15 protein-coding genes are annotated in these 13,675 nt (G+C 57.4%); 2 read left to right on the top strand and 13 right to left on the bottom strand.

Annotation, left to right across the window (positions count from 1 at the left end):
- Positions 1-230: 230 nt before the first annotated feature.
- Positions 231-515, top strand: coding sequence for a hypothetical protein (locus MRY17_RS00865; protein ID WP_243353129.1), 285 nt, complete (start codon positions 231-233; stop codon positions 513-515).
- Here MRY17_RS00865 and MRY17_RS00860 read toward each other — a convergent pair.
- The 9 genes from MRY17_RS00860 to MRY17_RS00820 form a co-directional block, all read right to left on the bottom strand.
- A complete protein-coding gene (locus MRY17_RS00860) occupies positions 474-1,097 on the bottom strand; it encodes a LysE family translocator (RefSeq protein WP_065893848.1) in 624 nt (207 codons plus the stop codon). The genes MRY17_RS00865 and MRY17_RS00860 overlap by 42 nt on opposite strands.
- Before the next feature lie 175 nt (positions 1,098-1,272).
- Positions 1,273-1,824, bottom strand: coding sequence for a hypothetical protein (locus tag MRY17_RS00855; RefSeq protein ID WP_243353128.1), 552 nt, complete (start codon positions 1,822-1,824; stop codon positions 1,273-1,275).
- The gene (locus MRY17_RS00850; RefSeq protein WP_243353127.1) at positions 1,821-2,393 is read right to left on the bottom strand and encodes an RNA polymerase sigma factor; all 573 of its coding nucleotides are present in this window, start codon (positions 2,391-2,393) and stop codon (positions 1,821-1,823) included. Before MRY17_RS00850 ends, MRY17_RS00855 begins: the two co-directional genes overlap by 4 nt.
- A 139-nt stretch (positions 2,394-2,532) precedes the next feature.
- A complete protein-coding gene (locus tag MRY17_RS00845) occupies positions 2,533-4,167 on the bottom strand; it encodes a vWA domain-containing protein (protein WP_243353126.1) in 1,635 nt (544 codons plus the stop codon).
- Positions 4,168-4,378: 211 nt separating this feature from the next.
- On the bottom strand, positions 4,379-5,029 hold the full coding sequence (locus MRY17_RS00840) for a DUF799 domain-containing protein (RefSeq protein ID WP_057725334.1): 651 nt from the start codon (positions 5,027-5,029) through the stop codon (positions 4,379-4,381).
- On the bottom strand, positions 5,026-5,388 hold the full coding sequence (locus MRY17_RS00835; protein WP_057010471.1) for a DUF4810 domain-containing protein: 363 nt from the start codon (positions 5,386-5,388) through the stop codon (positions 5,026-5,028). The genes MRY17_RS00840 and MRY17_RS00835 overlap by 4 nt, the downstream gene beginning before the upstream one ends.
- Positions 5,389-5,417: 29 nt before the next feature.
- Positions 5,418-6,098 (bottom strand): CsgG/HfaB family protein, encoded by a 681-nt coding sequence (locus MRY17_RS00830; RefSeq protein ID WP_181283834.1) that lies wholly within the window; start codon positions 6,096-6,098, stop codon positions 5,418-5,420.
- Positions 6,099-6,543: 445 nt separating this feature from the next.
- The gene (locus MRY17_RS00825) at positions 6,544-9,132 is read right to left on the bottom strand and encodes an autotransporter outer membrane beta-barrel domain-containing protein (protein ID WP_243353125.1); all 2,589 of its coding nucleotides are present in this window, start codon (positions 9,130-9,132) and stop codon (positions 6,544-6,546) included.
- Between the two features lie 417 nt (positions 9,133-9,549).
- Positions 9,550-10,242, bottom strand: a complete 693-nt coding sequence (locus tag MRY17_RS00820) for a hypothetical protein (protein ID WP_065936142.1) — start codon at positions 10,240-10,242, stop codon at positions 9,550-9,552.
- Positions 10,243-10,485: 243 nt separating this feature from the next.
- Here MRY17_RS00820 and MRY17_RS00815 point away from each other — a divergent pair, with 243 nt between their 5' ends.
- Positions 10,486-10,743 (top strand): hypothetical protein, encoded by a 258-nt coding sequence (locus MRY17_RS00815; protein ID WP_005783616.1) that lies wholly within the window; start codon positions 10,486-10,488, stop codon positions 10,741-10,743.
- A 100-nt stretch (positions 10,744-10,843) separates the two neighbouring features.
- Here MRY17_RS00815 and MRY17_RS00810 read toward each other — a convergent pair whose 3' ends face one another.
- From MRY17_RS00810 to MRY17_RS00795, 4 genes are all read right to left on the bottom strand, one after another.
- Positions 10,844-11,293 carry an SMI1/KNR4 family protein gene (locus MRY17_RS00810; protein ID WP_243353124.1) on the bottom strand — a complete coding sequence of 150 codons (450 nt, stop codon included), beginning with the start codon at positions 11,291-11,293 and terminating at the stop codon, positions 10,844-10,846.
- A 140-nt stretch (positions 11,294-11,433) separates the two neighbouring features.
- Positions 11,434-11,877: a hypothetical protein gene (locus tag MRY17_RS00805; RefSeq protein WP_243353123.1), complete on the bottom strand. Its 444-nt coding sequence runs from the start codon at positions 11,875-11,877 to the stop codon at positions 11,434-11,436.
- Positions 11,878-12,026: 149 nt separating this feature from the next.
- Positions 12,027-12,752 (bottom strand): hypothetical protein, encoded by a 726-nt coding sequence (locus MRY17_RS00800; RefSeq protein ID WP_243353122.1) that lies wholly within the window; start codon positions 12,750-12,752, stop codon positions 12,027-12,029.
- A 115-nt stretch (positions 12,753-12,867) separates the two neighbouring features.
- The gene (locus MRY17_RS00795; RefSeq protein ID WP_243353121.1) at positions 12,868-13,563 is read right to left on the bottom strand and encodes a hypothetical protein; all 696 of its coding nucleotides are present in this window, start codon (positions 13,561-13,563) and stop codon (positions 12,868-12,870) included.
- Between the last annotated feature and the right edge of the window lie 112 nt (positions 13,564-13,675).

The raw sequence follows: 13,675 nt of genomic DNA, 5'->3' as shown, positions 1-13,675 counted from the left end.
ACCATGGTTGACGCCATGCAGGTGTTCACTATCAGCAACAGATAGAGTGACCTTTACCTAAGCTGTAACGATAGCCCTTTTTCTTCAAGATCCTTTCAATTTCAACGATTGAAATTTCAGTAACTTCCGGCACTTCCCACTAACTCGATCCCGCGGGTTTCATGCCCCGTGTACTCAGGATATCGTCAGGGTCCCCAGCACCTTTTTCTGCAACCCACCCGAGATCTCAGATGAGTAACCTCCAGAACCTAATCGTCAATGCCCGATCCGGCTTAGCTCTCGACGAAAAAATCTCTAATGACCGTTGGCAGGCAATCGCTAAGCAATGCGGTGCCGCTGAGATCGAAGAAATCGAACAGCGTATCGTCAGCTTACGAGCCGAGTTAGAAACGGTTGAGGAATGGGACGGAGATACCCAAGATGACATCCACCTAGCAATTAATACCTTCACCCAATTACTGAAGGCCGCGAAATCATCGACTGGCTATCAGCACAGGAATGGCGTTGTTCAGTGAAAACGCCACCAGGAACACGGCCAGCCCTACGTCGATCTGTCGGGTGTATTTGAGAAACAGTGCCTTGATCGGGCCCTGGCCGAACAGCAGGGCCACCACGGAGTACCAGATCACTTCCAGGGTGGAACACAGCAGCACCACCAGGACTTTGTCGATGTCCGAGCGCGGCACGGATAGAAAGCCGGCGTAGATGCTGATCATGAAGGCGATGGTTTTCATGTTGCTGATATTGGTGATAACGCCCACGCGGTAGGCCTTGGCGAAACTGGTCACGCCCGGGGCGGTGCTTTCGGCCGTGCCGGTGTTCTTGGCCAGTACGCTTTTGATGATGCTGTAGGCGATGTACAGGAGGTAGGCCGAACCGCATAACGTGGCGACTTTGGAAAACGCCGGGTACTGGTGCAACAAGGCCGCCAGGCCGAGCAGGGAAAGGGTCGAGAAAAACACGCCCACCGTGCAGATGCCCAGCGTCGCGCCGATCCCGGTGGTCACCGAGCCCAGCGAGGCGAAGCGGCTGACAATTATAAAGTTGGGGCCCGGGCTTATCACCGCCAGGATGTAGATCAATGCTGCTGTGAACATGGGAACTCCTTGTATGAAGCAGCAGCTCTCCAGGCCAGCCAGCAGGGACAATGATGTCTTTTCGACGATTAACTTAGCAGTAATTACACGCCCCGCTACTGACTATAAATTCATATGCTTATGACCCCTTTCACCCAGACTGGCGATGGTATCGCGCGATACCATCGCCACAGCGTCAGCGAGGCTGCAATGCTTTGAGCCGCTCCTCAAGATTTTGCTTAGGAAAGCGTTTTTGCAACTCAGCCACTTTCGCCGCCGCCGCTGCATCATCGCCCGCCGCGCGCAGGCGCAACACGTCCTGCAAGCCCTGCTCCAGCGGCTGCGGCGCAGCGCTCTTGGCCAGCTTGCCTTGGGGCAAGGCGTCACTGTTCATTTCGGCGCTGAACGACTCGGCACGCGGCGGCGCGCTCATGGGCGCAGGCGTGGAGAAAGCTGCCGGGGCAGCGAGGCGCGTGTTCTGTACCGGGGCAAGCTCGGGGGTGCGCGTCATCACGCCCGCCAGCAACGCCACACCGGCCACGCTGGCGAACGCCATCTGCCAACGCGGTTGCTGGCACAGCCGCAGCCAGCGTTGCCACAGGCTGGGCTTGGGGGCAGGCGCTTCGCGGCGGGCGGCGTTGAGAATGAATGTGTCCAGGAATGCGGGCGGTTCGCCGGCACTGTTCTGGCGATAGTGCTGGATCAGCGCTTCGTCGCGCGGATCGTTCGGGTCTCGGGGGGCAGTCATACAGTTACCTCGTCAGCCAGCAGGCGCCGCAATTTCTGCAGGGCATAGCGCAAGCGGCTTTTAACGGTTTCCAGCGGGGCACCGGTGAGGGTGGCGATTTGCGGGACTTCGAGGTCGCCGTGCAGGCGCAGCAGGAAGACTTCGCGCTGGTCTTCGGGCAAGGCTTGCACGGCGGCGTCGAGGCGCGCCTGGTCGCGGTTCAGGCTCAGTTGCTGTTCGGGGCCGGCGCTGTCGTCGGGCTGGGCGTGCAGTTGTTCATCGTAGCTGTCGTGCAAGGGGTTGTGGATGCCGTGCTTGCGCCAGTGGTCGATCAGGCGGTTGCGGGCGATCTGGAACAACCAGGTGCGAAAACTCGCCCGGCCTTGTGGCTGGGTGGTGCTGCGGATCAGGCTGAGCCAGGTGTCCTGGTAGATTTCTTCGGCCAGTTCGGGTTTGTTGCACAGGGATACGAGGAAGCGGTACAGGCCCTGGCGGTGCCGGGCGTACAAGGCTTCGAACGCAGCAGCGTCGCCGATGCGGTAGCGGGCCAGCAGCGATTCGTCGCTGGGGGGATCGTCTGGAACGGCCATGTAATGGGCGAACTCCTTCTGTCAGATCGAAGTAGATCCAAGTGTGGGAGGGGGCTTGCTCCCGATGGCGGTGGGTCAGTCAGCACATTTGGTAATGATAGGCCGCTATCGGGGGCAAGCCCCCTCCCACAGTTGATCTTCATTGTGCTCGGGATAAGGGTTTCAGGCTTTGGGCCAGTTCGACCAGTTGCACGAATTCATTGCGCAGGCCGAACGGGTCGTCGCCGCGGGCCGAGCGGGCCAGGGCGGCGGTGTCCTGCAAACGCATGTTGCCAGTGTAGCGGCCATCTCCCTTGAGTTGTTGGGCGAAGGCGGCTACGGCGGCGCTGAAGCGCAGGTCGTCGCTGGGCTTGGTGGATGTTTTGTCGACGGCCCGTTCGATCAACTGGCTATCACCGCCCGCAGCCTTGTAGCGTACGCGCACCGTCGCCAGTTCGGCCGAGGTGTTTTCAGTCGCAGGCGCTCTGGCGTAGCGCAACGGCTCCAGCCAGCCCTTCTCGCCCTTCGGCACGATTTCATACAACGCGGTCACCGTGTGCCCTGCGCCGATTTCGCCGGCATCGACTTTGTCGTTGTTGAAATCCTCACGCTTCAGGGCGCGGTTTTCATAGCCGAGCAGGCGGTATTCGCTGACCTGTGCCGGGTTGAATTCCACCTGCAATTTCACATCACGCGCCACCACGGCCAGGGTCGAGCTGAGCTGGTCCACCAGCACTTTGCGCGCTTCGCGCAGGTTGTCGATGTAGGCGTAGTTGCCGTCACCGGCGTCAGCCAGTTGTTCCATCAGGTGTTCGTTGTAGTTGTCCACGCCAAAGCCGAGGGTAGTCAGGGATACGCCGCTTTTGCGCTGGTCCGCTGCCATGTGCTTGAGGCTGTCGAAGTCGCTGATGCCCACGTTGAAGTCGCCGTCGGTGGCCAGCAGGATGCGGTTGATGCCTTGGTCGATGAAGCCTTCGCGGGCCATCTGGTAGGCCAGTTCGATGCCGGACGCGCCAGCGGTGGCGCCACCGGCGGTGAGTTGGTCGATGGCGTTGCGGATTGTGGTTTTGTCACGCCCGGAGGTGGGTTTGAGCACCACGCGGGATTCACCGGCGTAAACCACCAGTGATACGCGGTCCTGGTCGCGCAGTTGATCCACCAGTAATTTCAGGGTGCTTTTAACCAGCGGCAAGCCTTCGCGTCGGTCCATGGAGCCGGACACGTCCACCAGGAACACCAGGTTGGCCGGGGCCAGTTCTGCCACGGTTTTGTCGGAGGCCTTGATGCCGATACGCAAGAGTTTCGTGCGTGGGTTCCACGGCGTGGTGGCGACTTCGGTGGTGACGCCAAAGGGTGAGCCGTCGGTAGGCAGCGCGTAGTCGTAGGGGAAATAGTTGACCATTTCCTCTAGCCGCACCGCGCCTTCAGGCGGCAGGCGGCCCTGGTTGAGGAAGCGTCTTACGTTGGCGTAGCTGCCGGTGTCGACATCCACGCTGAAGGTGGAGACCGGGGTTTCGGCGACGCGGTGCACGGGGTTGTCGGGCAGGTTGGCGTATTGCTCGCGCGGTTCGCTGCGCTCATCCCGGGTCGCCGTTTCCCGCATCATCATTGGGGCAGGCATGACCATGCGTTTGACGACTGCGCCTTGGGCCGGGGCGCGTTGAAGCGTTGCGATGGGCTCCGCTGGTTTCGCCAGGTCGGGGGACGACGACAGCCCGCATCCGGCCAGCGCCATCAGCAGGGTAACGGTGAAACCTTGGGCAGCAGGACGCAGGGAGAGCAGAGGGTGGGACATGGGCTGGGCCTCGTGAGTGAATGAGCCGTTCACAAGGTCAGACGCGGGGTGGGTGGGGTTCGGGTTAAGCCCCATTTACCTGACAGCAAAAAAACAATGTGGGAGGGGGCTTGCTCCCGATGGCGGTGGGTCAGTCACTGCAGTAGTGACTGATACACCGTCATCGGGGGCAAGCCCCCTCCCACAGTTGATCTTCAGTGTTTGAAGAACGTCAGTCCGTGCCGTATTTCGGGTTACGCGGGCCGTACAGGATGCCGGTGCGTTGCCCTGCCGACAGCAGCCGTGCACTGGTGATACCGGCAATCGGGTGCGCGGCATCGGTGGAGCTGTTGATCACCTGCTTGACCGCCGCCGTGATCAGCATGCCCACCAGGCCGCCACCGTTGTTGTTGCCTTCCTCGCTGGACGCCCGCGCCGCGCCGGTCCACAGGGTGGTGCCGGTGCGCAGGTCCACCAGCTTGGCCGAGGCCGTCACTGAGGTGTCGCTGGAGATCAGCATGTACTTGGTGCCGTATTCACTGACGGTGATGTACAACGCCGCGTCGGCACCGAAGATGTCATGCAGCTTGGTCGGCGGCACACCCTGGATGTCGTTGGCGGTGGTCAGGCCGTTCTGGCGGAAGGTTTCGTCCACCAGTGCAATCGGCAACACGTAGTAGCCGGCTTCGGCCAGCGGGTAGGTGACTTGCGACACCAGGCTGTAGGACGCCTGCACTTCCGGCGATTCATTGATCGGCGGCAGTACCAGGATCGACTTGGGCCGCGCCTGTTTGTACGCCGAATAATCAACTGTCTTGGGCGCCGCGCAACCGCCGAGCAACGCCAGGGCCAGCAGGGCGCCGGTGAGTTTTAACAGGCTCATTTGGTGGCGACTCCGGTCTTGGCGTTTTTCAGCAGAAAGTCCATGTACGCAGCGGACTCGGGGAACAGGGCTTTCTCGGTGCGAAACTCCTGCACCATCTGGTCATCCTTGCCCATGTTCATGTACAGCATGCCCAGGTGCGCGTGGTAACCCGGCGGCGCCTTGCGGCCACTGGCGTTGATCTTCTGCAGATCGCGCTCCAGTGCTTCCACCTGCGCTTCCTTGGGCTCGCCCTTGAAGTACTCGTAAACCTGCGGCTGGTAGCTTTCCCATTGATACAGGGGCTGGGGCGCCGTCTGGCACCCGGCTACCGTCGCGATTGCTGTCAGCATCAGCGCCAACTTCACTGCCTTGCTCATCCGTGTACTGCTCCTTGTGGTGTGGCTGATCAGTTACGCGGGTTCCAGGCGCCAGCGTTGATGCCGTCGACCAGGCGGTTGATCGCTTCGCGCATGGCCAGGTCGAGCACCTTGCCATTGAGGGTGGAGTCGTAGCTGGCGGTGCCGCCGAAGCCGATCACTTCACGGTTGGACAGCGCGTACTCACCGGCGCCCTGGGTGGAATACACCACTTCGGAGGTGTTGATGTTGACGATATTCAATGCGACTTTGGCGTAGGCCACTTGGGTCTTGCCACGGCCGAGGATGCCGAACAACTGGCGGTCGCCGGTTTCTTTGCGGCCGAACTCGGTCACATCGCCAGTCACCACATAGTCAGCGCCCTTGAGCTTCTGCACGGTGCCTTTGATTTTGGCTTCCTGGGAAATTTCGCCCATGTTGTCGCGGTCCAGCACGCTGAAGCGGTTGGTCTGCTGCAGGTGGGTGATGAGGATGGTCTTGGCCTGGCCACCGAGGCGGTCGACGCCGTCGGAGAAGATGCCGCGCATGTAGCTGGAGCGGTTGTCGAACTTGCCCACGGCAATCGGTACGCGCACGCCGGAATAGGCCACGTTGGCGCTGGCGACCTGTTCCACCGGCATCGCGCGGTTGCTCTCGGTGGCGCAACCGGCCACGGTCAGCAGCGCCGCGGCGGTGAGGCCCGACAGCAGGATTTTGGACAGTGTCTTCACAGGGTGCTCCTTGGGTGAGGAAATCAGCGTTGCTGGGTTTTCCAAGGAGTTAGGCAGCCTGGACACTATGCTGGCCTGAATTCTTCCCTGAAAGACCGTGATGCAACGGCTGCGGCATTTTACGGGGTTGAGAGCGGTTCTCAAGGTGTTTCGGCCCGAGTAGTGAAATCCAACACAAACCTTTGGAATGTGGAGATCCAATGTGGTCAGTCAACCCATCATTGACTGGTCTACCGCTATCGGGGGCAAGCCCCCTCCCACATTTGGTTTGCGTGAATCCGGGGCAGCTTGCGCTGTCTCAACCTGCTTACGTAGAGCGTGATGCCTCTGATATCAGTGTGGGAGGGGGCTTGCCCCCGATGGCGGCGAGCCAGTCAACACATCATTGACTGACCCACCGCTATCGGGAGCAAGCCCCCTCCCACACTTTGTTTTGCGGTGTGGCTTAGAAGGCGTAGCGCGCCTTGAGCATTACGCCGTCGGCATCAAAACCACTGCGCGCTTGGCGGGTGTAGCTGGCGCCGACGGTGAAGTCCGACACCTGGTAGTTCACGCCCACGCTGGCCTCGTAGCTGTCACGCGCCACCGATGCGCCGGTCACGGTAAACGCCGAACCACCGGCGACGAAGCTGGAGGTTTGCGCCACGCGATCGCCCATCAGGTCGTGGTAGGCCATCAAGGTCGCTTCCGGTTGCAGGCTGCCCGCGCCCATCGGCAAGTTGCCCGCCAAACGCACACCGGCACCCAGTTCGCCCACTTCATAACGTTGCGAAGACGTGCTCAAGGCCGCCGACGAACCTTTCTCGGTGTAGCCATCCATGCGCACGTTGGCATAGCGCGCAGCCACACGCGGCTCGATCACCACCGCCTGGGACGGCTTGAAGCTGTAGCCGCCGATCACGCTAGCCGACAGCACATTGCTGTCGTAACTGCCCTTGGCCGTGGTGCCCGCGACGTGGCGCTTGCTGTCATTGTCGTTATGACCATAGCTGAGGCTGCCATCCACGAACCAGTTTTGCAGCGCCCAGTTGCCGTACAGCGACAGCGCGTGGCCTTCGACGTCGGTTTTGTTGCCCAGATCCGAATGAATGTTCGAATTCAGGTAGCTGTACGCCACGCCCAAGGTGGTGGTGTCGTTCACACGACCGTCCACGCCCACCGCCATGCCGCTGCTGTTGGCCGAGTAACCGTTGTTGCCGCCACGGCCGTCCTGATCCATGTTGCTGCTCAGGCCCTGCACCCACACACCACCGACTTGGTGGCTTTCACGCTGGTCGGTGAGGCGGTTGAAGATCGCGCCATTGACCACGGTTTGTCCCGACAGCGCCACGTCGAGGGCGCCACGGTTGACGTCCGGCGTGAGTTGATCGGCGAGCTGCGCCAGTTGCTGCGCAGTCCCGGCGTTGGCCAGGCTCTGGAACACCGGATCGTTCTGGTTGAGCCCGCCGAGCACATCGTTTTTCAGCACATTGACGGCGGTCGCGGCCGACGCACCCGCGCTGACACCCGCCAGTTCCTGCTGAACTTGCTGGTCGCTTTTCACCGCCACCACGGCCTTGACCGTCTGCGCGTCGGCCGAGTAGCTGAGCACGTTCAGCAATGACGACGCACTGGCCACGGCCACGCCGTTGTTCTGCACGTTGGTGGCTTGCAGCAAGGTGTATTGCGTGCCGGCTTTAGGCGCCGCGAAGTCGCCCGGGTTGGCGCTGACCGTCAGCTTGGAAGCTTGAGCCAGATTGGCCGTGCCGTTGACGGTGAGGTACGGCGTGGTCGGCACCACGCTGTCGGCCAGGTGCATATCAATGCCCGCACCGCTGGCCACATTGAGGTCGCCGGTGATAGCAGTGCCGGGCGCCGAGAGGTTCAGCGAACCCGAGTTGACCGACACCGGCGCGATGATACGGCTACCGCTGAAACCCGCCTGACCGCCGATGTTGACGGCGCTGAGTTTGAGCAGGTCGCCGGTGATTTTGCCGCCGGTCCAGTTCAGGCTGGCGAGGTTGTTGGCGTCGACGGCGATGCCGCTGTTGCTGCGGATTTCGCCGGCTTGCTGGTTGATTTCAAACGCCGCGACCTGCCTGGCCGCATCCACCTGGATCGCCGTGCCGTCCGCCGCGATGAGTCCACGGTTGACGATACCCCGTGCGCCTGTGGCGCTGTTCTGCGCAAAGCTGGCGCCGAAAAGATAGAAGGCATTGGCCGACGCGCCCTTGGCTTCAATGGTGCCGGTGTTGAGAATGTAATCGACGGTGCCGGAGAAAAAGCTCAGCCCCCTCGCCTCATTGCCAGTGGCGGAAATCAGGCCGCTGTTTTCAATACGCAGGGGGTTGGTGTCGGTTTCCACTTCCATGCCCCAGGCGCCATCACCGGTGGCGATAATCGAACCCGAGTTCAACAGCTTGCCGCCGATGGTGGTCGGCGTGTCGCCGCTGACGTCAAGGATCAAGCCAATCGCATCCGGACCGGCCATGTCGATCACACCGGTGTTGGAGACGTCGCCCGCAATGGTGGTGCCGTGCAAGTAAATGCCTTCGCCGCCGCCCAGGTAGCCGGGCGTCGTCACGGTACCCACGGGAGGTGTAGAGCGGATGGTGCCGGAGTTGATAACACTGCCGCCAATGGTGGTGGTACCGATTTCAAGCCCTTCATAGGCGCCATGGTTCATCAGGATATTGCCCGCCTGAACCACATCCCCGGTGATGGTGCCGGGAGTCAGATTGGAAGGGCCAGACCAGAACATCGGGTCGATGGCAATCGCACGAATGGTTTTGCCCTGTGAGTCCAGCGTGATGTCCGCGCGGTTGATCAGCGAGCCTTGAATGTTGGTGTTCACAAAGCCGAGACCGGCGGGATCAGTGGTGCTGGAATCGACCACCCGGGAAAACTTGCCGGTAATGGTGACCGGCTCGTTAAACGTCTCATTGGCCCAAATATTCTTGCCCTGCCCCAGGTCGAACTCGACTGCCAGCACCTGCGTGCTGATTGCCCCGACCATGATTGCCAACAGACTTTTCTGGAACTGCTTGCGCTTCATTTCAAACTCCATGAACTACAGTCAACGCCGCCAATACGCCCGGCAGCAGTAGGTGTGCTGTGCGAAAGGATCAATCAATCCGAATGAGGCTCTCCCGGCGTCCCTGGGAATCGCAGGCGCGAGCCGGTGCACCGCAGGCGGTGGCAGACAGGAGGCCGTAATAGGGAGAGGTTCACATCAATCCTTAATGTCATTTGAAAACGCTGCAGTCCATGCAGCCCGACCGGTTGCGGGTGGGCGGGGTAAGGACATCGAGATAAACAAAATGTTCAAAGCCATTCAACACGCCCCCAATCCCGTAGGAGCGAGCTTGCTCGCGAAGATCCCCAACGATAACGCGAGCAACCAGAAACACACGGTGCCTGAGCGTTCACCATCACGCCCGCACCAACCAACCGCGTTACCTCACCATCAGACCTACTTGAGCTCCTTCACCAGATACTGCGCAGAAATCTGCGTAATCCCGGTCAGTGCCCGACGCAAGGCCTCCGGGTCTGTGCGATAGGTGAGCGGCGTGTAGCCATAAACGTTCTGGCCATTGAATGGCGTCACCGTTTCAAAGGTGCGCCAGATCATTTCATCGCCGCGATTCATCTGCGCCACCACGCTGAGGGTAGGGTAAATCACGCTGCTGAAACCCTGGGTCAGGCGAAAGCCCCACTCGGACACGGTCAACTGGATCTGCGCATCGGCCGGTTCATCGTCGCCGACCACCTTGAGCGTCGAAGTCTTGCCCAGCGCATCGACAAAGCCCTGCTTGAGCAACACGCCTACATCGAGTTTTTCCGCCTCCATCACCGCCAGAATGGCCACCGGCGTCGGCATCTCGGCCAACTGCCCAAGCTTCATCCCGGCGGCAAACCCGGCACCGCTCAACGCCGCAGTGCCGACCTTGGACGCCCCGCTGGCCATGCCGGCACCCGCGCCCAGTCCGGCACCCAACGCAGCGCCCCAAGCTTGTTCACGACCGAAGTACACCATGTTCTTTTCCCACTTCACGGGCAGGACGTTGACGGTCTTGATCTGCGCGCGGTTTTCGGGAGTGAGGGGGTGGCTGACGCAACCGCCGAGGATGAGGGTGGTGAGGAGGATCAGGAGAAGGTTTTTCACATTGGTCCTTTAATGTTTGGGGTGGGGCTTGTGGATTGGCGTATTAGTGATGCGTTTGTTCGTCGACAATGAGTGGGAAGACATTAGCGGTTGGGGGCACTCTTCGACGGGGCGGCATTTTGATGCCTTGCGTGGGTTTGGTGGTGCGGCTTATAGTCCGGCGGTCGCCCAAAAGGCGACCGGGTTTGGCGACCCGAAGAACGAGCCCTCAATAATCCAGAGAGCTTAATGATGAATCGATACATGCCCCTAACCGGCCACGACTGCACCGTCCCAGCGCTGATCATCGACACCCAGGCACCTCTCGACGTCCTTCACGACGCCGCCGTGCACCGCATTCGGGCCGTCACCCAACTGCTGGAAAACCTGGCCTTTCGCGAACAACTCAGCAGCGATGCCGTAGTGCTTTCAGACTTCGCCCACTTGCTGGCCATTCCGCTGCGCGATGGGTGTGATTTGCTGGATGTCATCAGTCGCAGGCTTAATGCCGATCCGTCCTGAGTGAAAATCGGGCGACCTTGGTGTCGCCCGCTTTGTGCGTGATCAGCGCAAACTAAATAAATCCGTCCCTTTTTAATCTCATCCCCCACCTGACAGCGTCTTATTGCTCCGCGCGCCAATCGACATAACCTTTCACCACAATCAGCTGATTACGGATGAAGCTTGAAAAGTTATCGGCCAACACCGCCACCTCATCGATTTCCGAATCAATCTCTACTATCGACCAATTATTACCTACATCAAAAGCATAAAATACATCACTGGTAGTAGCCGCAAACACATACATCCGACTATAAGCATCCACATCACATCCGGCGATAGCAGCGTATTTAGCCGGACCGTCTTCGATATAAAGCGCGCTGTCTAAATCGCCAAATCCAAAGGCGCCTAGAAAAGCCAGATAGTCTACAGGAACACTGTCGCGGTCCGCTGCATCAACCCCACTCAGTATAGATTCATGGTCAACCAGGCGGCTCCCGTAATCACCCTCGTACAGTTCAGCAGAAGTGATATGGTTGATGAGTTCACGAATTTCAAGTGTGTATTCCATTCTCTTTTCCGCCCTTGTTTTTTCACATCAGTCATTAGCTCGAAAGCATGCTGCAAAAGAACAAAAGAGAACAAAAGGGGACAGGTTTATTTAATAGCTCCCGGCGCAAATTTAAATAAATCAGCCCCCTTTTTCTCGCGTCATTTAACGCAGCACACCTGATCATCAGAAAGATAATAAAGTCCCTCCAGCTTTCCGCAAATGGAAGGAAGACCAAAAACCGGTTCTGAGGCATAAGAAATAGGCAGCTCGGATCTAATCGAACCGGCAAACTCCGAACTTTCCCACACTGGAGTTACTATACCGCTCCAAAAACTTACGGCGCCTCCCTTATCAGACAATACAACAGGTTTTAAGTATTCAATTGCGGCATTGGAGTCCCAATATAAATAACCGCGATACACAGCGCCACTTTCACCAAAAAAATCAGCTCGAACGACAATCTGAAAGTCTGAGCACGTTTCCTGTTCGACGAGGGGGCGTACAGTTAATTCATCCTCCACGGTGTCGCCCATCGGAAAAAACCAAACGCTATAGCGATCAAGATCATCAGCCGTTAGCTCATATACTTGTTTGTCCGACACAAATCGCCCCCCATGTAATTAAACACAACAAAAGGGGACAGAATTACTTAATAGGTCTCTCAACTCTAATTTAAATAAATCTGTCCTTTTCTCCGTTTACTTCCTCTCAGCCCCTTATTCAGCTCGCTTTCATTGCACGGCTCTAGATTTCACACTTTAAATAAAATCTTTCTCAGCATGACTTGCCTTTCAGCCTGGATTCCTACATCCGCTGTAAAACACTGCTCGCAAGCAACAACCTTCAAAACATCACCCAAATCTTTTACGAAAAAACAGTCGACATTCATCAACTCTTTTTCGTCCACGCCTAATGATTTAAGCAAAGACTTACCAACCCACATTGGCGCACCAACCGCCTCTATATAACCTTTCCTCAAAACCCAGCGCCCAGGATTATTTGATATATCTACAACCTCTTGGGTAAGCGGAAAAGGTAATCCATTGCTTTTTTTAGGTAGATGGGAGTGCTCAACATTGGCCACTTCGAAGAGTGTGATATTCTCGGCATTTTGCCACCAATCATATTCAGCATCATAAACTCGAGCCTGAACGAAAGCTGGCTCATCTATTAATGAAGCAATCAACGAGTGCGCCATCTCAAGAGAATTTGCGAAACTCTTTATATCTAATCGGCACAGTTCTTTATCCGCCACAAGCGAAAATTCGATAGAACCACCCGCAAACTCAACAAAAAAACTTTTGCGCTTATTTTGTTCCAAGTAGCGCAAAACCTCACCAAATAACATTTTTTTGCCGGTGAATCCATCAATCACCTCGGATTCCTTAAAGTGATTGAGCTGCTGCACCAATCGCCGCCATACATCTGGCGAGCTAGCGTACAAGCCTTCGCTAAAAACAACTTCGACTTCAAACATATGATTATCCGCCAAGAACAAAAGGGGACAGATTTATTTAATGCGCCTTTAAACTCTAATTTAAATAAATCTGCACCCTTTTCTCGCACCCTTTTCTCCATACGTCTTATAGCGTCTATTGTTTCAAATCAGCTATTAGTTTAGCTATCACTAACTCGAAAGCATTCTGCAAAGTGCTACGGAGAGCTTCAGGATTTATTGAGTACTCTTGAGGTGTATACGCCTGGACATTTCCCTCACTGAACGCTGTGACAGTTTCGAAATTCCTCCAAACTACTGCGTCGCCGAGCTTCATGGTCGCTACAATGCCCACTGTGGGATAAAGCTCTGCACTGTAGTTTTTTAAGGCAAAGCCCCATTCTGACACGACGAATTCTATATGCGCATCGGCCCGGCTGTCCTCCGAAACAACTTTGAATAAATGCTCAGCACTTATCCGCGCTTCCATCTGCTGCTTAAACAACTTCCCTGGATCTATTTTGTTGCGCTGCAAATTCAACAAAATTGCCTGCCGTGGACTTAAAACTCCACCATCAGCTACTTTCGCGCCCGCTACCACACCCACGCCAGCCATAGCACTGGTAGCGACTTTGGAAGAATCCGATGCCATTCCCACAGCCGCTCCGGCACCGGCACCTAAGCCGGCCCCCCAGGCTTGATCCATACTCGTGTATTTGAACTGCTGCTCCGAAAACGAGGCAGGCAAAATAGTGACAGTCGTGATTTTATGGCGGTTTTCAATGCTCAGGTCTTGTGTTACGCAGCCACCCAGCAGAAATATAGTGCAAAAAACTACGAAAATTTTTTCCATATATAACACTCTTGAAAGTTAGGCGAACTTGAAAACTAACCCCAAAAGACTTACCCCCTAAGTAAACGCAACTTCGCCCATCAAATCTTAACGCCCACCTTAGTTATAGCAC

The organism is Pseudomonas orientalis (assembly GCF_022807995.1).
Taxonomy (GTDB): domain Bacteria; phylum Pseudomonadota; class Gammaproteobacteria; order Pseudomonadales; family Pseudomonadaceae; genus Aquipseudomonas; species Aquipseudomonas orientalis_B.
Note: the sequence above shows the minus strand (reverse complement) of the source record. Positions and strands in the feature narration are given on the sequence as shown.

What these genes read in the sequence shown, in the direction of transcription:
- MRY17_RS00865 (WP_243353129.1), top strand. Translation starts at nt 231, where the DNA reads ATGAGTAACCTCCAGAACCTAATCGTCAATGCCCGATCCGGCTTAGCT.
- MRY17_RS00860 (WP_065893848.1), bottom strand. Translation starts at nt 1,097, where the DNA reads ATGTTCACAGCAGCATTGATCTACATCCTGGCGGTGATAAGCCCGGGC.
- MRY17_RS00855 (WP_243353128.1), bottom strand. Translation starts at nt 1,824, where the DNA reads ATGACTGCCCCCCGAGACCCGAACGATCCGCGCGACGAAGCGCTGATC.
- MRY17_RS00850 (WP_243353127.1), bottom strand. Translation starts at nt 2,393, where the DNA reads ATGGCCGTTCCAGACGATCCCCCCAGCGACGAATCGCTGCTGGCCCGC.
- MRY17_RS00845 (WP_243353126.1), bottom strand. Translation starts at nt 4,167, where the DNA reads ATGTCCCACCCTCTGCTCTCCCTGCGTCCTGCTGCCCAAGGTTTCACC.
- MRY17_RS00840 (WP_057725334.1), bottom strand. Translation starts at nt 5,029, where the DNA reads ATGAGCCTGTTAAAACTCACCGGCGCCCTGCTGGCCCTGGCGTTGCTC.
- MRY17_RS00835 (WP_057010471.1), bottom strand. Translation starts at nt 5,388, where the DNA reads ATGAGCAAGGCAGTGAAGTTGGCGCTGATGCTGACAGCAATCGCGACG.
- MRY17_RS00825 (WP_243353125.1), bottom strand. Translation starts at nt 9,132, where the DNA reads ATGAAGCGCAAGCAGTTCCAGAAAAGTCTGTTGGCAATCATGGTCGGG.
- MRY17_RS00815 (WP_005783616.1), top strand. Translation starts at nt 10,486, where the DNA reads ATGCCCCTAACCGGCCACGACTGCACCGTCCCAGCGCTGATCATCGAC.
- MRY17_RS00810 (WP_243353124.1), bottom strand. Translation starts at nt 11,293, where the DNA reads ATGGAATACACACTTGAAATTCGTGAACTCATCAACCATATCACTTCT.
- MRY17_RS00800 (WP_243353122.1), bottom strand. Translation starts at nt 12,752, where the DNA reads ATGTTTGAAGTCGAAGTTGTTTTTAGCGAAGGCTTGTACGCTAGCTCG.
- MRY17_RS00795 (WP_243353121.1), bottom strand. Translation starts at nt 13,563, where the DNA reads ATGGAAAAAATTTTCGTAGTTTTTTGCACTATATTTCTGCTGGGTGGC.